Annotated in this window: 21 protein-coding genes; 18 read left to right on the top strand and 3 right to left on the bottom strand. The window is 35.7% G+C overall.

Features of this window, described 5'->3' with window-relative positions:
• The first annotated feature begins 121 nt into the window (after nt 1-121).
• The 9 genes from metE (at nt 122) to JZO69_RS06035 (ending at nt 11,775) form a co-directional block, all read left to right on the top strand.
• Nucleotides 122-2,386, top strand: coding sequence for a 5-methyltetrahydropteroyltriglutamate--homocysteine S-methyltransferase (metE, locus tag JZO69_RS06075; protein WP_207111999.1), 2,265 nt, complete (start codon nt 122-124; stop codon nt 2,384-2,386).
• Nucleotides 2,387-3,250: a methylenetetrahydrofolate reductase [NAD(P)H] gene (gene metF, locus JZO69_RS06070; RefSeq protein ID WP_207111998.1), complete on the top strand. Its 864-nt coding sequence runs from the start codon at nt 2,387-2,389 to the stop codon at nt 3,248-3,250.
• A gap of 569 nt (nt 3,251-3,819) precedes the next feature.
• On the top strand, nt 3,820-4,734 hold the full coding sequence (locus JZO69_RS06065) for a signal peptidase I (protein ID WP_207111997.1): 915 nt from the start codon (nt 3,820-3,822) through the stop codon (nt 4,732-4,734).
• Between the two features lie 81 nt (nt 4,735-4,815).
• Nucleotides 4,816-6,063, top strand: coding sequence for a hypothetical protein (locus JZO69_RS06060; protein WP_207111996.1), 1,248 nt, complete (start codon nt 4,816-4,818; stop codon nt 6,061-6,063).
• A gap of 40 nt (nt 6,064-6,103) precedes the next feature.
• Complete coding sequence (locus JZO69_RS06055) at nt 6,104-6,835, top strand: LPXTG cell wall anchor domain-containing protein (RefSeq protein ID WP_207111995.1); 732 nt, start codon at nt 6,104-6,106, stop codon at nt 6,833-6,835.
• A gap of 16 nt (nt 6,836-6,851) precedes the next feature.
• Nucleotides 6,852-7,694 carry a BsaA family SipW-dependent biofilm matrix protein gene (locus tag JZO69_RS06050; protein WP_207111994.1) on the top strand — a complete coding sequence of 281 codons (843 nt, stop codon included), beginning with the start codon at nt 6,852-6,854 and terminating at the stop codon, nt 7,692-7,694.
• 12 nt (nt 7,695-7,706) lie between these two features.
• Nucleotides 7,707-8,324 (top strand): hypothetical protein, encoded by a 618-nt coding sequence (locus tag JZO69_RS06045; RefSeq protein ID WP_207111993.1) that lies wholly within the window; start codon nt 7,707-7,709, stop codon nt 8,322-8,324.
• Between the two features lie 113 nt (nt 8,325-8,437).
• Entirely contained in the window at nt 8,438-10,972 is a 2,535-nt protein-coding gene (locus JZO69_RS06040; RefSeq protein WP_207111992.1) for a hypothetical protein, read from the top strand.
• Between the two features lie 92 nt (nt 10,973-11,064).
• Nucleotides 11,065-11,775, top strand: coding sequence for a recombinase family protein (locus tag JZO69_RS06035; RefSeq protein WP_207111991.1), 711 nt, complete (start codon nt 11,065-11,067; stop codon nt 11,773-11,775).
• Nucleotides 11,776-11,847: 72 nt separating this feature from the next.
• Here the strand turns inward: JZO69_RS06035 and JZO69_RS06030 are convergent, their stop codons facing one another.
• The 3 genes from JZO69_RS06030 to JZO69_RS06020 form a co-directional block, all read right to left on the bottom strand.
• Nucleotides 11,848-12,999 (bottom strand): pyridoxal phosphate-dependent aminotransferase, encoded by a 1,152-nt coding sequence (locus JZO69_RS06030; RefSeq protein WP_207111990.1) that lies wholly within the window; start codon nt 12,997-12,999, stop codon nt 11,848-11,850.
• Nucleotides 13,000-13,098: 99 nt separating this feature from the next.
• On the bottom strand, nt 13,099-13,821 hold the full coding sequence (locus JZO69_RS06025) for an ATP-binding cassette domain-containing protein (RefSeq protein WP_207111989.1): 723 nt from the start codon (nt 13,819-13,821) through the stop codon (nt 13,099-13,101).
• Complete coding sequence (locus JZO69_RS06020) at nt 13,814-15,277, bottom strand: ABC transporter substrate-binding protein/permease (RefSeq protein WP_207111988.1); 1,464 nt, start codon at nt 15,275-15,277, stop codon at nt 13,814-13,816. Before JZO69_RS06020 ends, JZO69_RS06025 begins: the two co-directional genes overlap by 8 nt.
• 227 nt (nt 15,278-15,504) lie before the next feature.
• Here JZO69_RS06020 and JZO69_RS06015 point away from each other — a divergent pair, with 227 nt between their 5' ends.
• The 9 genes from JZO69_RS06015 to JZO69_RS16850 all read left to right on the top strand — a co-directional run bounded on the left by JZO69_RS06015 (nt 15,505) and on the right by JZO69_RS16850 (nt 24,238).
• Nucleotides 15,505-16,593, top strand: a complete 1,089-nt coding sequence (locus JZO69_RS06015) for an iron-containing alcohol dehydrogenase family protein (protein WP_207111987.1) — start codon at nt 15,505-15,507, stop codon at nt 16,591-16,593.
• A 160-nt stretch (nt 16,594-16,753) separates the two neighbouring features.
• The gene (gene tgt, locus JZO69_RS06010) at nt 16,754-17,899 is read left to right on the top strand and encodes a tRNA guanosine(34) transglycosylase Tgt (protein ID WP_207111986.1); all 1,146 of its coding nucleotides are present in this window, start codon (nt 16,754-16,756) and stop codon (nt 17,897-17,899) included.
• A gap of 82 nt (nt 17,900-17,981) precedes the next feature.
• Nucleotides 17,982-18,344, top strand: coding sequence for a preprotein translocase subunit YajC (gene yajC / locus JZO69_RS06005; protein WP_207111985.1), 363 nt, complete (start codon nt 17,982-17,984; stop codon nt 18,342-18,344).
• 79 nt (nt 18,345-18,423) lie between these two features.
• A complete protein-coding gene (locus JZO69_RS06000) occupies nt 18,424-18,705 on the top strand; it encodes a post-transcriptional regulator (protein WP_207112033.1) in 282 nt (93 codons plus the stop codon).
• A gap of 189 nt (nt 18,706-18,894) precedes the next feature.
• Nucleotides 18,895-21,492 carry a bifunctional acetaldehyde-CoA/alcohol dehydrogenase gene (adhE, locus tag JZO69_RS05995; RefSeq protein WP_207111984.1) on the top strand — a complete coding sequence of 866 codons (2,598 nt, stop codon included), beginning with the start codon at nt 18,895-18,897 and terminating at the stop codon, nt 21,490-21,492.
• Nucleotides 21,493-21,583: 91 nt separating this feature from the next.
• A complete protein-coding gene (locus tag JZO69_RS05990; protein WP_207111983.1) occupies nt 21,584-22,012 on the top strand; it encodes a GNAT family N-acetyltransferase in 429 nt (142 codons plus the stop codon).
• A 34-nt stretch (nt 22,013-22,046) separates the two neighbouring features.
• Entirely contained in the window at nt 22,047-22,811 is a 765-nt protein-coding gene (gene map / locus JZO69_RS05985; protein ID WP_207111982.1) for a type I methionyl aminopeptidase, read from the top strand.
• A 114-nt stretch (nt 22,812-22,925) separates the two neighbouring features.
• Nucleotides 22,926-23,804 carry a VOC family protein gene (locus tag JZO69_RS05980; protein ID WP_207111981.1) on the top strand — a complete coding sequence of 293 codons (879 nt, stop codon included), beginning with the start codon at nt 22,926-22,928 and terminating at the stop codon, nt 23,802-23,804.
• Between the two features lie 143 nt (nt 23,805-23,947).
• On the top strand, nt 23,948-24,238 hold the full coding sequence (locus JZO69_RS16850) for an NUDIX domain-containing protein (protein WP_207112032.1): 291 nt from the start codon (nt 23,948-23,950) through the stop codon (nt 24,236-24,238).
• The last annotated feature ends 54 nt before the right edge of the window (nt 24,239-24,292 follow it).

Genomic DNA, 24,292 nt, shown 5'->3' with positions numbered 1-24,292 from the left:
TTTTATACTGTTTACTATTTTATATAGTTTTAAACTATATAAAGTGATAGAAAATAAGTGTTATCCTATATTTCTTTCTCGTGGTAAAGTAGTTGAAATACCTTATTGAAGGAGGAAAAGTATGAAAACATCGATTATCGGGTTCCCACGGGTGGGAGAGTTAAGAGAATTAAAATTTGCAACAGAAAAATATTTTAGAAAAGAAATCACAGCAGAAGAATTAGAAGCAAAAGGAAAAGAATTGCGTAACAAACATTGGCAATTGTTAGTCGATCAGGGAATAGATTTTATTCCAAGCGGTGATTTTTCATTTTTTGATACGACGTTAGATGCTGCGGTTTTATTGAATATTGTACCTGAAAAATATCAAGCGCTGCAATTGTCACCTTTAGAAACTTATTTTGCATTGGCTAGAGGGTATCAAGGAGAAGCGGGCGATGTTACAGCTTTGGCAATGAAAAAATGGTTTAACACCAATTACCATTACATGGTTCCTGAAATTGATGATGAGACAGAGCTTAAACTTGTTGGAGATACACTATTTACCAACTTTAATGAAGCAAAAGCAGCTGGCGTCATTACTCGTCCAACTATAATAGGTCCATTTACCTTATTGAAATTAGCTACTTACCACGGATCAAAGCAAGCTAATGATTTTTATGACGCTGCGATTGAGGCCTATGCACAGATCTTTGACCGGTTAGCTGAATTAGGTTGTGAATGGCTTCAAATTGATGAACCGGCTTTAGTTTTAGATTTATCACCTGCTGAAGTGCAACAATTTAAAGACCTGTATCAAAATTTATTAGCTAAAAAAGGAAACTTAAATATATTAGTGCAAACGTATTTCGGAGACGTTCGAGATGCCTATCAGGAATTGGTCGCATTACCATTTGATGGAATTGGTTTAGATTTTGTTGAAGGACGAAAAACATTAGATTTACTTGAAGAATACGGCTTTCCAAAAGATAAAACATTATTTGCTGGGCTCGTAAATGGAAAAAATATCTGGAAAAATAACTATCAACAAACATTAACATTAATTGAAGAACTTCAAAAATTTGGCGATGTTGTGTTGAGTACATCCTGTTCATTGCTTCATGTGCCATTTACATTAGCCAATGAATCACTATTAACCAAAGAAGTGACAAACCACTTTTCATTTGCTGTCGAAAAGTTAGCTGAACTAAATGATTTAAAGAAAATAGTTGCAGATAAAGAAACTAACCGTGACTTGTTAAACGCAAATCTTACGTTGTTTGCTCAGGATCGTTTTTCTAAAAATGGACAAGTTGCACAACGAGTTGAGTCATTGACAGAGAAAGATTTTATTCGCTTACCAACTCTGGGGGAACGTGCAAGTATTCAAAAGAATAAACTGAAACTGCCAATTCTACCAACGACAACGATCGGTTCTTTCCCACAGACTAAAGATGTTAAACAAAATCGGGCAAAATTCAAAAAAGATGAAATCACTGAAACTGAATATACCGCTTTTAACCAAGAAAAAATCGCTGAATGTGTCGCTTTTCAAGAAGAAATTGGTTTAGATGTTTTAGTTCATGGTGAATTTGAACGAAATGACATGGTGGAATATTTTGGTGAAAGTCTAGATGGATATTTATTTACGGAAAAAGCTTGGGTTCAGTCTTATGGGACGCGATGTGTAAAACCACCAATCATTTGGGGTGATATTTCACGCTCAAAACCAATTACAGTAGCATACTCGAAATACGCCCAAACCTTAACCGATAAACCAATGAAAGGCATGCTGACAGGACCTGTAACGATTTTGAACTGGTCATTTCCTCGTGAAGATATTAGTTTAAGAGAATCAACGTTACAATTGGCATTAGCTATTCAAGAAGAGGTACTGGATCTAGAAGCTAACGGAATTAAAATCATCCAAATCGATGAAGCAGCTTTGCGTGAAAAATTACCATTGCGTCAAACGGATTGGCATACGGAATATTTAGATTGGGCAATACCAGCTTTCCGTCTAGTTCATAGTAAAGTGCAGTCGACAACTCAAATTCATACCCATATGTGTTATAGCGAATTTGCTGATATTATTCAAGATATCGATAATATGGATGCAGATGTCATTTCATTTGAAGCCTCTCGATCAAATTTAGATATTTTAGATGCATTAAAAAAGATTGATTTCCAAACTCAGGTAGGACCTGGTGTATACGATATTCATTCGCCGCGCGTGCCATCAGTAGATGAACTCGAAGTGACGATTCACAATATTTTAAACAAATTACCGATTGAAAAGGTTTGGATCAACCCAGACTGCGGATTAAAAACGCGGGGAGTATTAGAAACCGAAGCTAGTCTAAAAAACTTAGTCCTTGCAGCTAAAAAGGTACGTGGAGGGGTGTAAATGAGAACAGATACCTTGTTTAAGGAAAAAACTGTCTTTTCCTATGAAATCTTTCCACCTAGACGAACTGCCCCAATCGATACGATTTATCATACCTTAGATCGTTTAAAAGGGCAGCAACCTGATTATATCAGTGTAACATTAGGTGCGGGTGGAGTGGGCCTAAATTTGAGTACGGCAGACATTGCTCAAAAAATTCAAGAGGAACAGTTTTTGCCAAGTGTCGCGCATTTACCAGCAGTGAATTTTTCAAAAGAGGAGATCGTTAAAATTTTAGAGGAATTAAAGCAGAAAAAAGTTGAAAATATTTTGGCGTTAAGAGGGGATATTTTACCTGATAAAAAACCAAAGCAAGATTTTCCCTATGCAAACGATCTAGTCGAATTTATCCGCGAACAAGGAGATTTTAATATTATTGGTGCTTGCTATCCTGAAACTCATGGAGATGCAGCAAGTTCTGTTGAGGACATCAAAAATTTGAAACGAAAAGTAGACTCAGGCACGAATCAATTGATCTCACAGTTGTTTTTTGATAATAACTACTTCTATACGTTTAAAGAAAAGTGTGATATTGCAGGCATTGATGTGCCCATCCAAGCTGGAATTATGCCTGTGGTCAATAAAAAACAGATCGAACGAATGGTGAAAATGTCTAATGTGACCTTACCACTAAAATTTTTAAAAATGATGGAACGATATGAACTTAATCCCGAAGCGATTCGGGATGCAGGAATCGCCTATGCAATCAATCAAATCGTTGATTTAGTTGCACAAGGGGTAGATGGTATTCATTTGTATACAATGAATAATCCTTATGTTGCCCAAAAGATTAGAGAAGCAACACGTAGTTTGTTTGAGATATAGTAGAAAATAAAAGGATGTAAAAATTAAATATAGAAACAGAATAATCACATAGGATAATAAAATAAATCGAATAAACCAATTATTTTTCAATACATTGGTTTATTCGGTTTATTTATCTTTATTTTTTAAGTATAAACGAAATGTTTGTTTTTTTATTTAAAAACAACGTTCGTTAACTTTATTAAATAACTTATTTTGTTATTTTTTTGGGGTTTAGTTTGAATAATTATTATTTTTTAGGGATATGTATATTGCTTATTGTGAAAGGTTTTCTAAGTCTATGCAATGTTTACTTTAGTTGATTTTCTAAGTATATAAACGATATAGCGAAGAAAAAGAATAATTGGGTATGATTTTTCTTTTTACCTATTGGGAGAGTTAGGTAAGTTAAAGTAAAAAATATATTGACATAAAAAATAACAATAGGTATAGTTTACATGTAGATAAAAGTAATAACTTTTATATCTTAAATTTATATCTGTTTTATCTTAGATGAGATATTTTTTATGTAAAGTGAACGATAAGACAGATAGTAACGAAGGTCTGTCAGTAATGAAAGGAGATTGGGTATGGCAAGAAAATCGTCTGTCCGGAAAGGCAATCGTTCTAGGGATAGCGTTAGGAACAGCGCTTCAAATAAGTCTGTCCGTACTTACGATAATAGAAAATCTTATATGGAAGATAAAAGGGATTATCAACGTAATTTAAGGTCAAGACAACGATCGACAAGACGTGTTTCTCATGATGATTATTATGAGAATCCTAGACCTAGACGTTCTGAATTTCAAGAATATCCTCGTCAGCGGATGCAGCCTAATCGCCCTGTTCGAGAACACAGAAATAACATGGGGACTAACTATAGAAGTGGACAACATTCAGTTGCTAAAAGTCCGGGGATGTTGGTCTTTTCTTTTCTAAGTAATTTTGTATTTTATGGTGTCACTATTGGGATAATTGCGATGGCAGTAATGTTTTCATTTAGTTCAAAGTCAACAGCGTCAATTTTTGGTTATCGATTTTATACAGTTTTGACTAATTCCATGGTTCCGCAAGATGATGGATTAAAGGGTGGGTTTTATGCTGGAGATGTCGTAATTGTCAAACTGATGGATGGCAATAAGATCAAAAAAGATGATATTGTGACTTTTGCTGTTGGAGATGGCACACGTTATCTGACACATAGAATGGTGGAGCATAAAGACGAATTAAATGGAGAAAAAGGTGACTATCTAATTACAAAAGGTGATGCTAACAAAACCAATGATCCACCAATATCAGCCGATCGAGTATTGGGCAAAGTTGTGTTTGCCGTACCTAAAGTGGGCGATGTATTTGATTTTGTTCGAGAAGAATTTTGGGCTTGTATTGTTTGTGTTCTTTCTGTATATGGCTTTTTCTTGGTATTGAAATCTTACCTATTTTCACCCAAAGAAGAACTAATTAGGAAAAGAAGAAATACAAGATACCCAATGTATGAACGGTGATATTATCATTTATCTTATCCAAATTTGGTTAGTTAAATGAGAAATATATATATATTAAATCTTTTAGGAGGACTAATAAAAATGAAAAAGAACAAAAAGAAAAAATTGGTAGCCGCTGCATGTTTAGCGATGTTGGCTGTGGCAGCGGGGACTTTTGCATGGATTAATTCTCAAGATCAAAAAATTAACCGTGTGAAATCTGCAGCGATTAAGGATGGTAGTGTTGCTGTTGAGGAAACTTGGAGAGAGCAAGACATCATTCCAGGAACTGAAACGATCAAAGAAGTATCCGTAAAAAATACAGGTAATGCACCGGTTTTTGTTCGTGTATCTTACGAAGAAGTTTTGAAACATCTAACAGAAAAAGGAGCAGTGACCGGTCGAGACTCTGGCTGGAAAGCTAGTGCAACACCAGCTTTATCAGATGATATACCTGTTGAATATGACGGACAAAAGTATATTGCTGAAGAAAGCGGCTATACAGATGTAACAAGTAAAGTTAAAGATAGTGCAGCAGCGGCTTTACCCGCAGGTGTAAAAGTTTATGCAAATGGTACGGTTACTAAAGATCCATTAACTGGTAAAGAAAGTACTACACTTAATTATTCTGCATTTTTTGAATATGAATCAGGAAAATATCAAGCAATGGAAACTGACTTATCTGTAGTAAATGGAAATACTGCGGACTCATCAATTGGAGATTGGAATTTTGTTTTGTCTAAAGCAAAATATTCAGTCTACAGTGGTGGGTACAGCAATAAAGTAACGAACTGGGCGGCTGCTTCTTTAGAAGGTGCATCGCCAGAAGCAACAGCTGTAAAAGCCTCACTATTAGGAAGTGCAGGACAGAAACATGCTGTAGATTATGACTACACAGTCAAAGCTTTAGGATTAGCATCACTTCCAGAAGCATCTCCAGCAACGGGAGCAGATCAAATTCCTGTAGCAAATGAAGATAGAAAAAGTGTTCAGGCAGATAAAGATGCTTTAGGTGTTAGTGGTATCAATATTGGGTACGGTACAGATATGGTTACAACAGCAGGACTTCTTGAGAGAAAGTGGGCATACAATAAAGAAGATGGCTATTTCTACTTTACAAGTCCAGTTAAATCAGGAGAATCAACACCACAATTATTGAAAAAGCTAATCTTTACAAATGATATTTCAACAGAATTTACAAATGCAACATATGATTTAATTGTCAAGATGGAAGCTATTCAAGCTACTAGAGAAGCTTTAACAGATAGTACAGGTTGGAACTTAAACGGAGCTGAGGGATCAGAAACTCAAAAAATTACAACTTATTTAGATGGACAAGCAGTAAGCTAATATTCAACTAAAAAGTAAATACGATGGAAGGGGAAAAACGATGAAGCAACGATTATTACAAGTATGTTTGCCATTTCTAGTGTTATACAGTTTATTAAGTGTTTTTATCACTTTTACCAGTGGATCGCTAGTAGCTGTTGCCAGTCAAACCCTTCCTCCAGGAGTGGTCATTGGCGATGAAGCAGGTATATCTGCCTCTTCAGAAGGAGAATATTACGTTGATTTGCCAAATGTCTTACCTGGAGAAAGTTATGAAAAAACTATTACGATTCGTGGTATGGATGTAAAAGAACCATTCGAATTAGGAATTTTAGTTACTCCTGAGTCAACGAAAGGAGTAATTAATTTTGATAAGCTTATCACATTGACTTTGTTTATTGATGGAAAAGAGTTATACAAAGGGCCATTATTAGGAAATGGTGAATTTGATTGGACAGTTCAGCCATTAATAGTAGGAATCTGTGAATACGGGAAAGATCAAATTTTAACAGCGGTATTTGAAATCAATAAAGATTTGACACTTGAAGATTACAAAGAAGAAAGTCAATTATTGTATCATTGGACTTTTGTTGCAACAAAAAATCAACCTAAGCCTTCGGAGGAGACGGTAGCTAGCAGTACGCCTGATAACCCCAAACCTAAAGGGACTTTTCCTATGACAGGAGAAGAAATCAAAAATCTGATTTATAAAACCTTAGCTGGACTACTGTTAGTATTAATAGCGATTTTATTGTGGAAAAAACGTAAAGATGATCAAAGAAATGTGGATTAGAAGAAGGGGTTGACAAATGAGTAGAGGGAAAAAATTGTTGAAAACAATCAATCAAAACAAACCTTTTTTGGCAGTGTTTTCTGTATTTTTAAGTCTGGTACTTGTAGTTGGAAGTACTTACTCGTGGATTACCTATAGTGATGAACAGATCAACCAAAGCAAGACCAACACTAGAAAGCTTTCTGCGGTAATTGATGGAAAATTCACACCTAACTTACAGTGGATGCCAGGAACAACGACTGAAAAGAACTTGCTGGTGAGAAATAATGGACAAGTTCCAGCTATTGTTCGAGTATCTTTGTATGAATTTTTTGCTCAGTTTGAACTTGATATGACAGATGGTGTTGGTAATGGCGTTCAGAAAATCGTAAAAAATCCGAGTGGAACTGATATGACGTTGGCTGATGCTGGTACATGGGCAAAAGGTAGTACATATAAGGTAGATTCTGAAAAATACTATATAGCATCAGAAGTTTATAAAGCAGATAAAACCAATCCGAGCACTGCATATGTTTATAACGGGAAACGACCGAATAAAGGGCTAAACTATTTAACGATCCAGTTTAACAATACTGACATTTATGACATAAATAATAAACCAAAGTCAGGGATTCGAAATTATTGGTATTACTCAGAGGGGTATTTTTATTATTCAGAAGTACTGCAGCCAAAAGAAGCAACTAAACTGCTTATTAAAAGCGTAACACTAGACAAAAATTTACCGAACAAATACAAAGGTTCTTTGTATCAATTAATTCCAGTTATGGATGCCCACGATATTACAAAGTCTCTAATGGAGGACTGGAAGATCGCTTCTAGTTCATATGTTGAAGCCATGTATCGTGGAAAAATTCGTTAGGAGGGATTAAAAATGAAACAAAAGAAAAAAATAGTTCATTTATTTTGGATAGTACCAATATCTATTGTGTGTTTAGTAGTAGGAAGTGCAGTGGCATATGCTGCGATGACGATGAGAGAAGAGAAAGTTAATCTTTTTCAAATTGGAAATCTTCAAACGAAAGTCGAAGAAGTATTTACGGAACCAATAACGATTTTACCAAATAAACCAGTTAATAAAAAAGTAACCATAGCAAACACTGGCACTATCAATCAGTTTGTTCGCGTGATGATTCATCCAGATATTCGTTTAGACAATAATGGGAGTATTCGATTGTTGCCATCTAAAATAGGTGGAGAACTTCTTTTGGATTTAAACAATACTCATTGGAAACTCGGTGAAGATGGTTATTATTATTATTTAAATGTTTTGAAAACAGGCAAATCTAATGTTACAGAAAATTTATTTACACAAGTAAAATTGAAAAGTGAATTAGGACAGGAATATCATGAAGCAACGGTTAACTTATTGATAAAAGTGGAAGCAATCAATTGTGCAAAGTATGCTTATCGTGATGCTTGGTGGCAAGGTGTTCCTAGTGGCGGAGAGCTAAAGAATATAGATGACCAGTTAGCTAAAATAGTAGAGTAAAGACTGGTACATGGAATAATTATTCCGTGATTTACTTTTTCAATTCAACACTCATGAAATGAGTGTTTTCAAAGAAGTCATTGATTTGGTGAGTATTGAAAAAAGGAGAAAATATGAAAAAAAAGGGACATAAAAATAAGCTGAAAAAAAGTGTGAAAGGATTAATTGTATTGTTATTTGTTGTCCTTATTGTTGGCTATTTTTTTATTAATAAAGATAAAATGAAAGCATCCACTGTAATAAATAATGGTGATTTTAGATTAACAGCAGAAAATAAATGGAGTCAAGAGGATCGAAAAAATTATGCAGATTTAAATTGGGACAAAGTAGCTGATTTAAGCCAGTCTGGTTATCAATTATATCAATCTGAAGATGGGAAAACATGGAATAATCGTTCTTTGAAATATGGCCAATCAATCAAAGTTTTAAACATATATCCTGATGAACTTAGGTCAAATACCTTGAAAAATTGGATGGACGGACTAAATTTAAAAGCTAAAGACGGATCTAATTTAATACAAGTTACTCCAGTAGCCATAAGTCAATATAATGCAAATCCAAATAATTTTTTAAAAGATAATACAGGTGACTATAAGTATGACGTTTTAATGTTTGGTTCTTGGGATACGAATAATATGAGGGATATCACTAAAAATGGAGCGGAAATAACAAAAGTATACCTTGATACAGGACGTGGAATATTGTTTGGCCATGATACTGTCAATAATACAAGAACAGTATTTTATGAGCATTTCAAAGATTTGTTAGGCGTTGGTAAACGACAAACAAATTCTATGACAGGATCAGCGGAAGTTCAACTGATCAATAATGGTTATTTAATGAAATATCCTTTTGAAATGGAAAATAATGTTGTTTTAAATATCCCTTATACTCATAATATCGAGTTACAAGATAAAAATATTGGAACAACGTGGCTTGAATTTATTAACCCCACAGATCCGTGGCCAAATCCAATTTTAGAAGATGGAGATTGGCGAGGTGGTTGGTACTTAAAGACTAATAACAATGTTGGGATGATTCAAACTGGTCACTCAAATGGTGCTTCAAGTTTAGATGAAAGAAAAATAATTGCCAATACATTGTATAATTTAGCTCAAGTATCTTTAAACAATTGGGCTATGGATCAAACGGTTAAGGATGATAAGGCTCCAGATAAACCTAATGCTAGTGTTCGTTGTGGTAAAGAAGGACAACTCAGTGTTAGAGTTGATGCTTCTGATAAGGGTAAGAAATATCAGTGGTATGTAGAAGCTGATACTAAATCATCCGGTAAGAAAAAATCAGATGTTGTAGAAGAAGTCATCATGAGTAATATTGAAGGTTACTTTTACGAATTGACAGATTCACCAAAATCAAAATTAAAAGATACTGTTGAAAGCTACAAAGATTCATACGGTAGAATTCCGAAAGAAAAATATGATTTATATGTTGCTCCGGATGATGATTCTGTCAAATATGAAACAAGAAGTGCTTTTACAATTAATGAAAATAAAAATTCAGAAAAATTTTTACATGTTTTAGCCGTAGATCGTTCAGATAATGTTTCTGAAGTCAGTAGTCAACAAATCAAAGATTTACCTCAAAATGTTAATTTTAAAGTTGAACGAACAAAAGATGAAGGGAAATTAATTGACCTAAATCTAGATAGAGCTATAGATAATAGTATGGAGGAATTAGAGTTCCGTACACCAAAAAATACGGTCATTAAGGATTTTAAATCCTTAGCACTTCCAGCAAATTGGACTGCATATGAACCAACCGAAACTGCTGAATATAAATCTTTTACATTTGCAATCAAAGATAAAAATGATTTAATGACAATTACTAATTTTATAAATGATTTACGATTCACCATTTATTCTCCTACGAATCAAAAAGGAGAAATTCAGGTGGTTTTTCATGAGAGAGCTCAAAGTACAACGCAAGTAAATGAAGTAACTAAAGTTTGTTGGACGGAGGAGATACCTCAAAAAGTTTCATTAAAAGCATTTGATGAAGCTGGAAATGCATTAACTTCCGCAGACTTATTATTGGATGAGAAGATAACAATTGGAAAACAGGAAAATATTACACCAAAAAATGTAAACTTTTATGATTTTGCCAAGTTAATAACTACTGAAGGAAAGCAGATTTCTCCACTTACGTGGACGATTACTAGTGAATTTCAACAAGGTCGTTTGATTTATGTATCTCGTAAATTGACAGTCCATGCTCGACAAGTTGTGACTAATAAAAATGACCAGGTTGTTATACCCAAGCAAGGGTTTGGGGTACTAGATAGTAAAACAGAATTAGGACAAAAGAAAGATGGATTTTCTTTAACAATGATTTCTGCGGACAATGATGAAATATCTTTTGATACTTTTGTTATTCGTTATCAGATCAAGGAATCCCTTTATTCTTTTACTCCCAAAATACCAATGAATTATGAGTTGGTGGGCTATGTAATGACAACTGCTAAGCAGCAACATTTGCCTAATAATAGCACTAAAACGCCAATTAAAGTTGATGTATCAGCTAATTCAGAAATATGGTTGACAACCTATATCAAGCCAATTAAAGAAGACCCATCACTCTATCATTGGTCGTATAAAGAAAATAACCTAGGTAAAATTAAGGCGAAGTAGCACAGATGCTTGGCTTGAAAAAGTAAATAAAAAAACGTGATGAACAGATACGAATGAAAGACTAGACCGACGAAACGAGGAAGTAGATAAGAATGAATTTAGGCTATGCTCGTGGAAATAAATTAAACAAACAACTGGATTTTTTAGAAGCTTATAAAGTAGATGAAATTTTCTCAGATGGCGCCCAGAAGTATGATGTGTTTCAAAATCCGGAAAGTGACTATCAACGATTACTAGATTATACAGAGTCAGGTGATTGTTTAGTGATTGCATTTTTAGAAGTCATCTCAAGAGATTATCAAAAATTACTTCGTTTTTTGGATGAGTTGGAAGAATTAGAGCTTGATTTAGTAGTGCTAACATCACCAGAATTGACTTTATTAGAATGGCGCGAAGTACTTTTTTGGGTAAATCGAAATGATCAGTTGTTACATCCGCGTTTAATCAAGCTGAAATTAAAACAAGAGAAAGATCGAAATAAGGAAACATATTCTGTGTTTAGCCGAGATCCAGATGCTAAAAAGCTATATCGAGATGTTATGTGGCAGTTGCTTGGGAAACATAAATTGCGGGAAATTTCTGAGAAAAAAGGCGTTCCTATTGAAACGATACATCGTATTCAACAAGAGTTTAAGCGAATTAAACTGGCGGTAGTTTTAGCAGTTTGTTTCTTTTTGGCAATTGCTACAATTAAAATAACTGAAAGTTTTTCAGATAATCTGCTAATTCAAATAGCTGTTTGTATTATTACTACGTTGGTTATTTTGTATAATACTTTAGCGGATAGTGAACAATCACAATGATATTAATTTGATAAACAATAAAAGTTTTGCTTCTTCCATCAAAATTTATGGGAAAAGCAAAACTTTTATTATTTAAAAACGCATCTGTTCTATTCGATCAAACGCTTCTTTCAATACGTCTATATCCTGTGTTGCAGCCAAACGAACATACTCATCTCCAGTCGTTTCGCCAAAAGCCTTTCCGGGAATCATCAAAACATTTGTTTCTTTCAATACTTTTTCAACAAAAGGAACAGAAGTCAGTCCAGTTTTAGAAATATTGATGAAGGCATACATGCTGCCTTTAACTGGATGAAGAGAAAGAAATGGAATCTTTTCAACTCGTTTGGCAATGTACTCCAAACGCTCTTTAAAGACTGAAACTACAGCTGGTACCAAAGTATCTGCATGATTTAAGGCAAAGATTCCTGCCTGCTGTGAAGGACTTGGAGCAGAATAGGTGATACTTTCATTGATCAGTTTTGCAGCCTCATTGATATAGTCAGGAGCGATCATGTATCCGATTCGCCAGCCAGTCATTGCAAAAGCTTTAGAGAAGCTACTAAAAGTAATTGTATTTTCAGGTGCAAAAGTTGCCATCGGGACAAAATCATCATAAAAGCAAAAGGCTTCGTAAACTTCATCAGAAAGAATATAAAAATCATGCTCGATAGCAAGATCAGCAATTGCTTTAAAGGTTTCCGCTGAGAAAACCGCTCCAGTTGGATTATTGGGCGAGTTGATGATGATGGCTTTGGTCTTATCCGTGATTGCCGTTTTCAATACATCAATATTGATTTGAAAACCATCTTCTTCATAGGTAGGGATAAATACAGGGGTTCCACCAGCGAAAATAACTTGGTCTTTGTAAGGAGAAAAATAAGGTTCATGGATAATAACCTCATCTCCTGGATCAAGAATGACTTGCAAGGTTAAATACATCCCATGTAAAGCGCCAACTGTGGCACGAACTTGGTTGGCCTTAAATGAGAGTCCGTACTGTGTTTGATAAAAATTCACTACAGTATCGATAAATTCCTGACTACCGCCAGATGCTGTATATTTAGTATGCCCATTTTTGACATCCGTAAAAGCGGCGTCAATGATTCTTTCGCTAGTAATCAAATCTGGATCGCCAATCGATAAATCCAATAAATCTGGTACTTGTTTCGCTAATGTAGCGATATCCATCAAGATATTCTCAGCAGGTTGCTGATGTTTTTTTGCAATGTTTGAACGATTCATGTTTTTACCTCCAATTACTTGTTGCTCTATTCATTCTATACTATTTTTTTAAGAGGACAAAGCAAGTTTGTTTATACTTGCTTTGTCCTCTTTCGCTTTTTATAAAACTTTTCTTAAAAAGTCTTGTGTTCTTGGGTTTTTCGGTTGACCAAAAATCTCTTCAGGGGTGCCTTCTTCTTGAATGATTCCAGCATCCATGAAAATCACACGATCCGCTACTTCACGAGCGAAGCCCATTTCATGTGTTACAACGACCATCGTCATTCCTTCAACAGCCAAAGCTTTCATAACAGCTAAAACTTCACCGACCATTTCTGGATCAAGTGCAGATGTGGGTTCATCGAAGAGCATCACATCTGGATTCATTGCTAAGGCACGCGCAATCGCTACCCGTTGTTGTTGCCCACCAGAAAGACTGGAAGGATAGCTAGTTGCTTTATCTTTTAAACCAACTTGTTCTAATAAAGCAAGAGCTTTTTCTTTTGCGGCTTCAGTTGTTTCTTTTTTGACTTTGATTGGACTGATCGTTAAATTATCTAAAACTGTTTTATGAGGAAATAAATTGAAATTTTGGAATACCATCCCCATTTTTTGACGAAGAGCATCGATATCTGTCTCTTTATCCAATAAATTTTTTCCTTCAAATTCGATCGTTCCGTCTGTTGGTTGTTCTAATAAGTTTAAGCAACGTAAGAAGGTACTTTTCCCGCTACCAGAAGGGCCGATGATTACGACCACTTCTCCAGCTTTTACATCTAAATCGATGCCTTTTAAGACTTCATTTTTTCCGAAGGTTTTGTGTAAGTTTTTAATATTAATCACTAGTGCTCATTCTCCTTTCAGCAACACCTAATAGGCGTGAGATGGTAAAGGTTAAAACAAAGTAAATCAATGATACCACGAGATATGGTAAGAATGGTTTAAAGCTGGCTCCTTGAACATTGCCGGCTTGGAAAATCAGTTCTGAAACACCGATAACTGAAACGACAGAAGATTCTTTGATTACAGTGACAAATTCATTTCCTAAAGCAGGTAAGATATTTTTGATTGCTTGCGGTAAAATGATGTAACGCATCGCTTGTGGTTGATTCATACCAAGAGAACGTGCAGCTTCTAATTGCCCTTTGTTGACGGCGTTGATTCCGGCACGAACGATTTCAGCAACATAAGCACCACTGTTTAATGCAAGAGCGATACAACCAGCAGCGATTTTCGATAAATCTAAACCTAGAACTCCTGTACCGAAATAGACGATAAAGATTTGAACTAATAACGGTGTACCACGAACATATTCAATATAGCAGATAGCAATTCCACGTAAAATTTTTGATTTTGATAACTTCATTAGAGCAAGTAAGCCACCCAGAATAGCACCAAACAATACACCCATAAAGGCTAAGAAAATGGTATAACCAGCACCGCTGATGTAGAATTTTCCGTATTTTCCAAGGAAGCTTTCATCGTCTGTAAACATTAATTTGCCAGCTTCTTTTTTATAACCATCAAGTAAATTATTATCATTGATGGTTTTAATTGAAGCGTTGACTTTTTGTTCTAAAATAGGTGCATTTTTAGGAATCGCAACAGCAGCATCTTTTTGACCTTGTTCAAACGATACGTCTGCAAATGTCAATTCTTTATCACGGTCAACATAAGCTTCAGCAACTGGTCCTTCCAGAACCGCAGCATCCACTTTTTTATTTTTTAAGTTCATGATGATATCTGGCACTTTTTGCAAAGAAGTTGGAATTGAACCGACAAGTTCTGTTTTCGCTAATTCTTCTTGTGTCGTTTGTTTTTGAACACCAACTTTTACACCATTAAAATCCTTTGTTGATTGAAATTGATCTTTGTCCGCTTTTCTAACGACAACTTTTTGTTGAACTGTCATGTAAGGCGTTGAAAAATTAACTTCTTGCAGTCGTTCAGGTGTTGGTGCCATACCTGAAATAATCAAATCGATTTTACCAGTTTTCAAGGCACCTAATAATGCATCAAAACCCAATTCTTCGATTTTTAGTTTAACGCCAAGATCGTCAGCGATTTTTTGTGCGATCGAGATGTCGAAACCGACTACTTGATCTTTACCGTCAACATCTGCATGAAATTCATAAGGGGCATAATCAGCGGATAGACCAACGATTAGTTCTCCTCGTTTCATGATGCTGTCGTAGACTGGATCTGGTTCTTCGGCGATTGCTGTAGTTACCGGGATAAAAGTGAGTAGTATCAGCAATATAGGAATAATAAGTGCTAAGGTTTTTTTACATAATTTCATTTGTTCTTCTCCTTTATAATAGAGTGATAACAGTTGAGTAAGTACAACTGCTTAGCTTTTTTTCAATAAATATTCTAAAAAACGTGTATAAATGTATAAAAATTTATTGTTTTTGGATGTGTTTTATCATATCATAGATTAAGGGAAAGGAAAAGTGAATTTTATCAAAGAATTTACAAAATTTCACTTTTGCATAAAAATTAGTAAAAAATGAAAGGTCGAGAAGAATGAATCAATCATTGATAGTAAGAGGAGCGCCGCAAGAATATGAATGCCGAGTTGGTGCGTGGGATGATTTAGAAGAACATTTAAATAGAAGAAAGATCAAACGAGTAATGGTTTTACATGGGAAAGATTCATGGGAAGCGGCGAAACCGTATTTTCCTACATTAATGAATATAGATGCGCACTTTGTCTATTATGGCGGAGAATGTACGGATGAGCAGACGATAGCGTTAAAGCAAATTTTTGAACAAGAGCAATTAGAAGCAATCATCGCTGTTGGAGGTGGGAAAATTGCAGATTTAGGTAAAGCTGTAGCGAATCAATGCAATACGCCTATTTTAATTTTGCCGACCTTGGCTGCGACATGTGCTGCGTATACTCCATTAAGTGTGATGTATAAGACGGACGGTGAAATGGATCGTTATGATGTATTTGCTCAAAGTAATGCATTGGTTTTGATCGAGCCTAAAGTTATTTTGGATTCGCCGATTGAGTTGATGATCGCAGGAATTGGTGATACTGTGGCAAAATGGTATGAAGCAGACGCGATGATTTCACAACTAGAAGTAAACCCAATTGAAATCCAAGTCTCTGCCTTCGCAGCAAAAAAATGTCGTGATGTTTTACTTGCTGACAGTCAAGAAGCACTTGCTGCTATGAAAGAAAAAGAAATCAATCAAGCTTTTTTAAATGTTGTAGAGACAAATATTTTACTTGGTGGAATGGTTGGTGGGTTCGGTGATGATTACGGTCGTACGGCAGGAGCTCATTCCATACATGATGCGCTGACAATTTTACCTGAGAGCCACCAACAGCTACATGGGAATAAAGTCGCTTACGGTGTTTTGGTTCAGTTAGTAATCGAAGACAAGTGGTCGGAAATCGAGCGACTAATTCCATTTTATCATAGTCTAGATTTACCAATTTCCTTAAAAGAGATGAAAATGACTTTGTCAGCAGATGAATATAACCGAGTTGCAGAACGTGCTGCAGAGCCACATGAAACCATTCATTATATGAAAGAAAAGATTACACCAGAAGTTGTCAAAACAGCCATGTTGGAACTTGAAACAGCAATGAGCAACAAATAAGTGAATTAAAAAAAAGAACTGGAGACAAAAGAAATTTATCTTATCTCCAGTTTTTATTGTCTAAGGATATACTAAAGAAAGCCCGTAAAACCTTGCAAATGCGAACAAAAAAAAGTATGATGAAGAAAGTGTAAATTTACAAAAGAAAGTAGGAAAATGAATGTCAGAACCAGCCATTCGTTATCGTTTAATAAAGAAAGAAAAACATACAGGTGCCCGTTTAGGAGAGATCATTACCCCTCATGGAACGTTTCCAACACCAATGTTTATGCCTGTAGGAACGTTAGCGACAGTAAAAACAATGTCACCAGAAGATTTGAAAGAGATGGGCGCAGGAGTGATTTTAAGCAATACCTATCATTTATGGCTTCGTCCTGGAGATGATTTGATTGCAGAGGCAGGCGGCTTACATAAATTTATGAATTGGGATCAACCGATTCTAACCGATTCTGGTGGTTTTCAAGTATTTTCATTAAGTGATATGCGTAAAATCACTGAAGAAGGTGTTCACTTTAGACATCATCTGAATGGATCTAAATTATTCCTTTCACCAGAAAAGGCAATCAACATTCAAAACAATCTAGGCTCTGATATTATGATGAGCTTTGATGAATGTCCGCCATTTGATGAAAGCTATGACTATGTGAAAAAATCAATCGAGCGTACATCACGCTGGGCAGAACGTGGATTGAAAGCTCATGCTAATCCAGACAGTCAAGGCTTATTTGGAATTATCCAAGGAGCAGGCTTTGAAGACCTACGTCGTCAAAGTGCCAAAGATTTGATTAGTATGGACTTTCCAGGGTATTCCATTGGTGGTTTATCTGTTGGTGAACCTAAAGCTGAAATGAATCGTGTATTAGATTTCACTACGCCATTGATTCCTGATAATAAACCAAGATATTTAATGGGTGTAGGAACGGCTGATTCATTGATCGACGGTGTGATTCGCGGAATTGATATGTTTGATTGTGTCTTACCGACTCGAATTGCTAGAAACGGAACTTGTATGACCTCAAAAGGTCGTTTAGTTGTTAAAAATGCACAGTACGCAAGAGATTTCCGTCCCTTGGATGAGAAATGTGATTGCTATACATGTAAAAACTATACTCGAGCTTATATTCGCCACTTGATCAAAGCGGATGAAACATTTGGGATTCGTTTAACGTCTTACCATAATTTATACTTCCTATTGAATTTGATGAAACAAGTTCGTCAAGCAATCATGGATGATAATTTACTAGAATTTAGACAAGCCTTTTTTGAAGAATATGGCTTCAATAAAGAGAATGCGAAAAGTTTCTAAAAAAATGATCAAAAGACTAGTGTTGCAAGAGAAATTTTGTTACAGTAAACTAGTGATTATACGATAGAGAGGTGAATAGATAATGGGCGGAGGACTTTCGTTTATTTTACCATTAATTCTTTTAGCGGGAATGATGTTTTTTATGACACGTTCGCAAAAGAAACAACAAAATGAACGTCAAACACTTTTGGATGCAATGAAAGTGGGCGATGAAGTTGTAACGATCGGCGGATTACATGGTGTAATCTCTGAAATCGACAATGAAAAAAGAACTGTATTGATCGATTGTGAAGGAATTATCCTTGAATTTGATCGTGCAGCAATCAAAACAGTAAAACCAGGTACAGTTGTTGCTAATGACAATGATGTAACTGTAGTTGAAACGAAAGAAACAGTTGTTGAAGAACCAACAACAATTTCTGAAAACGATGAAACGAAAGAATAAATTCCAGCTTGCTGGGATTTTTTCTTTCTAACATATAAGTAAAATACATAGATTATTTTTTAGAAAGAAGGAGAGGGCCATCGAAAAGCTATCTTGGCATCAAAAATTCTTATTAAAAAAAGAACTAAAAGCTAAATGCCGATCGTTTCAGCAACTTGGGTATTCATCTGTCAACGAAACAGAATTGATGAATTATCTTGTTTCTTATCGTTGGAAAAAGAAATCTCCATCATCGATCAAAGCGTGTCGTGAAGACATTTTACATATTGAGCCGAACGAATTTTTTGATTATCAGCAGTTGATTGCACAAACAAGTAGTTTAACAATCAAAGATTGGCATGATTTAACGGACCTATTCTAGCAAAAGAATAGGTTTTTTTCTTTTTGTCAGATAGGAAGCGCTTGTTTTTACTGCGAATAAAAAAACTTGATTAAATGTGAAAAAAATCACAATAAAACTATTTACAAGAAAAAAATAATGTTGTATGATGTGTATGTGAAATAGTTAACAAACAAAAAATAAATTATTTATTTTTCTAGGAGGATCATAATGGCTAAAACAATGAAGAAAGAAGATACCAAAACGACTGATGTATCAGCGATGATCGACGAGTTGGCAAAAAAAGCAAATGTTGCTTTAAAAGAAATGGAAGACTTCGATCAAGAAAAAGTTGACCACATTGTGCACCAAATGGCAATGGCTGCGTTAGATCAACATATGCCTCTAGCAAAAATGGCTGTAGAAGAAACAGGCCGTGGAATTTATGAAGATAAAGCAATCAAAAACATGTACGCTTCAGAATATATTTGGAACAGTATCAAACATGATAAAACAGTAGGCGTTATCAATAAAGATGACCAAACAGGATTAATCGAAATCGCAGAACCAGTGGGTGTGGTTTGTGGTGTTACACCAACAACAAATCCAACATCAACAACAATCTTTAAAGCGTTGATCTCAATTAAAACACGTAACCCAATCGTTTTCGCGTTTCACCCAAGTGCGCAAAAATGTTCTGCAGAAGCTGCTCGTATCGTTCGTGATGCAGCCATCAAAGCAGGTGCTCCAGAAAACTGTGTACAATGGATCGAACAACCTTCATTAGAAGCAACTTCAGGATTGATGAACCATCCTGGAATCGCAATCGTTTTAGCTACTGGTGGTAGTGCTATGGTGAAATCAGCTTATTCAACAGGTAAGCCAGCTTTAGGTGTTGGACCAGGTAACGTTCCTTCATATATTGAAAAAACAGCGAAAATCAAACGTGCAGTCAATGACTTAATCGTTTCTAAATCATTCGATAACGGTATGATCTGCGCTTCTGAACAAGCTGTGATCGTAGATAAAGAAGTATACGCAGCAGTTAAAGCTGAATTTGAAGCACACCAAGTCTACTTCGTTAAACCGAACGAATTACAAAAATTAGAAGATGCTGTTATGAACGAAGGTAAATATGCCGTTAATCCAGCAATCGTTGGTTACTCTGCTGAACATATCGCAGAATTAGCTGGTATCAAAGTACCAAAAGGAACAAAAATTCTAATTGCTGAACTTGAAGGTGCAGGAGCTGAATATCCACTTTCACGTGAAAAATTATCTCCAGTTTTAGCAATGATGAAAGCAAAAAATTCAGAACATGCTTTTGATTTATGTGAAGCAATGCTTGAATTAGGCGGCTTAGGTCATACAGCTGTAATCCATACAGAAGATGAAGATCTACAAGTGAAATTTGGTTTACGCATGAAAGCTTGCCGTATCTTGGTAAACTCTCCATCTGCTGAAGGCGGAATCGGTAATATCTATAACGAAATGCTTCCTTCATTAACATTAGGTTGCGGATCTTACGGTAAAAACTCAGTGTCTAAAAACGTATCTGCTGTCAACTTGATCAATGTCAAAACTGTAGCGAAACGGAGAAATAATATGCAATGGTTTAAATTACCGCCAAAAATTTTCTTTGAAAAAAATTCATTACAATATCTACAAAAAATGGAAAATGTTGAACGTGTGATGATCGTCTGTGATCCAGGAATGGTTCAATTTGGTTATGCTGATACGGTTCGCAAAGAATTACAAAAACGTAAAAACGACGTTCAAATCGAAGTATTCTCAGCTGTAGAACCTAATCCTTCTACAAATACAGTTTACGCTGGAACAAAAGTTATGGTTGATTTTGAACCAGATACAATCATCGCTTTAGGTGGCGGATCTGCAATGGACGCGGCTAAAGGCATGTGGATGTTCTATGAACACCCAGATACAGAATTCTTTGGCGCTAAACAAAAATTCTTAGATATCCGTAAACGCACGTACAAAATCGACAAAGCTGTTAAAACACAATTTGTATGTATTCCAACAACATCAGGTACTGGTTCAGAAGTAACACCATTTGCGGTTATTACAGATAGCGATACACATGTAAAATACCCATTAGCTGATTACGCATTGACTCCAGACGTTGCGATCATCGATCCTCAATTTGTGATGTCAGTTCCAGCTTCTGTAACAGCTGATACTGGTATGGATGTATTAACACATGCGATCGAGTCTTACGTTTCAGTAATGGCTTCTGATTACACGCGTGGATTAAGTTTACAAGCAATCAAATTAGTCTTTGAACACTTAGAAAACTCAGTGAAACGTCCGGATGCAGAAAGTCGTGAAAAAATGCATAACGCATCAACAATGGCTGGTATGGCTTTTGCCAACGCATTCTTGGGAATTTGTCACTCAGTAGCGCATAAAATTGGTGGAGAATATGGGATTCCTCACGGACGTACTAATGCGATTTTATTACCGCATATCATCCGTTACAATGCCAAAGATCCTTCAAAACATGCTATGTTCCCTAAATATGACTACTTCCGTGCCGACACAGATTACGCTGATATTGCGAAATTCTTAGGTCTTAAAGGAAAAAATACAGCAGAGCTAGTAGATGCATTAGCAACAGCTGTTTATGATTTAGGTGTATCTGTTGGAATCGATATGAACTTGAAAGCACAAGGTGTTACACAAGAAATTCTTGATTCAACAGTTGATCACATGGCAGAACTTGCTTATGAAGATCAATGTACTACAGCAAATCCAAAAGAACCATTGATCAGTGAATTGAAACAAATCATCATTGATGCCTACAATGGTTAATTGAATAAAGTAAGAAGAGTAGCTGAGAAGTTGCTCTTCTTTTTTTATGAAAAGGAGTATAATGGTGGTAATTAAAATGGAGGAGTCTATCATGACAATTAGAGAAGCGAAACTAGAAGATATCGAAGCAATCAATCGACTAAATACGTATCCGCTGCAACATGACTATCCGTTGGAAGATGCGAAAGAGCAATTAAAGTACATACTTTCATCACCAGTAAATAAAATATTTGTAAAAGAAATTGCTGGAAAAGTGATTGGTTATATCCAGCTAAGTGAATATGTTTGTACTTATGGACCTAAGCTGATGAATGTGATGGCGCTAGTGGTAGATGAAAATATACACGGTCAAGGTGCAGGCAAATCCTTACTTAACCATGCAGAGCAATGGGCAAAAGAAAATGGAGCAAAAGGTATTCGGCTAAATTCAGGTGTTGAAAGAACCGAAGCGCATAAATTTTATGAGCATCAAGGCTATGAAAGAGTGAAGAATCAAGTGAACTTCAGAAAATTATTTTAATCAAAATAAATCGAATCAGGAAAAGAGGAAACAAATGATTACATTAAAATCAAAAAGGGAAATAGATATGATGGCGAAGTCAGGTGCATTATTAGCGGATGTACACAAGCAATTGCGGACATTTATCAAGCCAGGAATTACAAGTTGGGATATTGAAGTATTTGTTCGTAATTATATCGAGAGTCATGGCGGTGTGGCGGCTCAAATTGGTTTTGAAGAGTACGAGTATGCAACGTGTTGTAGTATCAATGATGAAATCTGTCATGGTTTTCCAAGGAAAAAAATATTAAAAGATGGAGACTTGATCAAAGTCGATATGTGTATTGACCTGAATGGCGCAATTTCAGATTCTTGCTGGGCTTATTCAGTAGGCAAAGCGACAGATGAAACGAAACATTTAATGGACGTTACTAAAAAAGCTTTATATTTAGGCATTGAGCAAGCTCAAGTTGGCAATCGTGTTGGCGATATTGGTCATGCCATTCAAACGTATGTGGAATCTGAAGGTTATAGTGTTGTTCGTGATTTTATCACACATGGCATTGGTCCAACGATTCATGAAAAACCATTTTTTGCCCATTATGGAGAACCTGGTAAAGGGTTGCGATTAAAAGAGGGAATGACAATAACAATAGAACCCATGGTAAATGTCGGTTCGTGGCAAATGGAAATGGAATCAGATGGCTGGACTGCCAAGACAAGAGACGGTAGCTTGAGCTGTCAATATGAACATAGTTTAGCCATTACCAAAGAAGGACCAGTGATTTTAACTTCACAAGGAGAAGAAGGCAGTTACTGAGATAAAACATCGTTCAAAAATAATCAGGAGCATGGCTTTTTCAAATAACTCATTTGATGTATATAATAGGGTCAAAGTATTTGATTTATTCTATTTCAGAAAGGATGAGCAAAGATGTCCAAATTTTCTCCATGTTTATGGTTTGATGGAAAAGTAGAAGAAGCAGCTGAGTTTTATGTGAACGCATTTGAAGAGAGTAAAATCAATAAGGTTGATTACTATGTAGATAGCGAACATCAACCTAAAGGGTCAGTGCTGACGATCTCGTTGACTCTGGCAGGACAAGAAGTTATTTTACTGAATGGTGGTCCAGAATTTTCGTTTACACCAGCAATTTCATTTTTCGTAGAATGTGAGACGGAAGAGCAAATCAACAAGCTATGGGAAACTTTAAGTCATAACGGCGAAGTGTTGATGGAATTTGGACAATACCCATTCAGTAAAAAATATGGCTGGCTAAACGATCAATATGGTGTTTCATGGCAGTTAGTCTTAGCGGAAACAGCGCAATCTATTGCACCTATTTTTTTATTTACAGGAGAGCAGTTTGGAAAAGCCGAAGAAGCAATGAATCAATGGATCGACATTTTCGGTGACGGAAAAGTAGAATATGTCCAAAAAAAACCAGATGGAACTGTCGCACAAGGATTATTTACAATGCACGGACAACCATTTCGTGTGATGGATAGCGGAGAAGCACATGGTTTTACCTTTACGATGGCCACTTCATTTTATGTGTACTGTCAAGATCAAGCAGAAATCGATCGATTGTGGGACGCTGTCACTGCCAAAGGAAAAGAGTGGCCATGCGGTTGGATGGAAGATGAGTACGGCGTGTGCTGGCAAACAGTTACAACGGATATGGATCAATTATTCGATAATTCTGATCCTGATAGGGCATATCGTGTGATGCAAGAGTTGTATAAAATGAAACGAATTGACATAGCGGCGTTGAGAAGAGCGTATGAAGGGGAAAGTAAGAAAATCAAGTAAGTTCTTTTTCTAAAACTAAAATTATTTTGAAACGCTATTCAGTTGTTTGGACAAATGGTGAGGTATGAAGTGAAGTCTTTTGGGAAAAGAAATAATGAATTAGCATATAACCGCCGTGTGTGGGGGAGATGCAGTAATACAAAATTAAAAAGGGAGAAGATCCTGTTGAAACTGTAAAAAGAGAGGCTATTGAAGAAATAGGATTTAGCCTAAATGTAGGTGAGTTTATTGGAAAAGCTGAAAAACATTGGGTTTCTCCGCAATATTCTACTTTATCACAGCATAATATCGGCTATTTTTATGTTTGCACATTGGCTGATAAGATTGCAGTTCCACTAGAAAAAGAACCGATGCGTTGGGTATCTTTGGAAATCGTAGAGGAAAACCTATTTCACGAACATCATCTATATATGTTAAAGAAAACATTGCATTGAAATAACTTGATTAAAAAGTAAGAATTTGTTCAAAAAAAACTGTATAAGCAGGTC

Origin of the sequence: Candidatus Enterococcus ikei (genome assembly GCF_017316105.1) — a bacterium.
GTDB classification, from domain to species: domain Bacteria; phylum Bacillota; class Bacilli; order Lactobacillales; family Enterococcaceae; genus Enterococcus_L; species Enterococcus_L ikei.
This window is presented reverse-complemented; position numbering and strand designations above follow the sequence as displayed.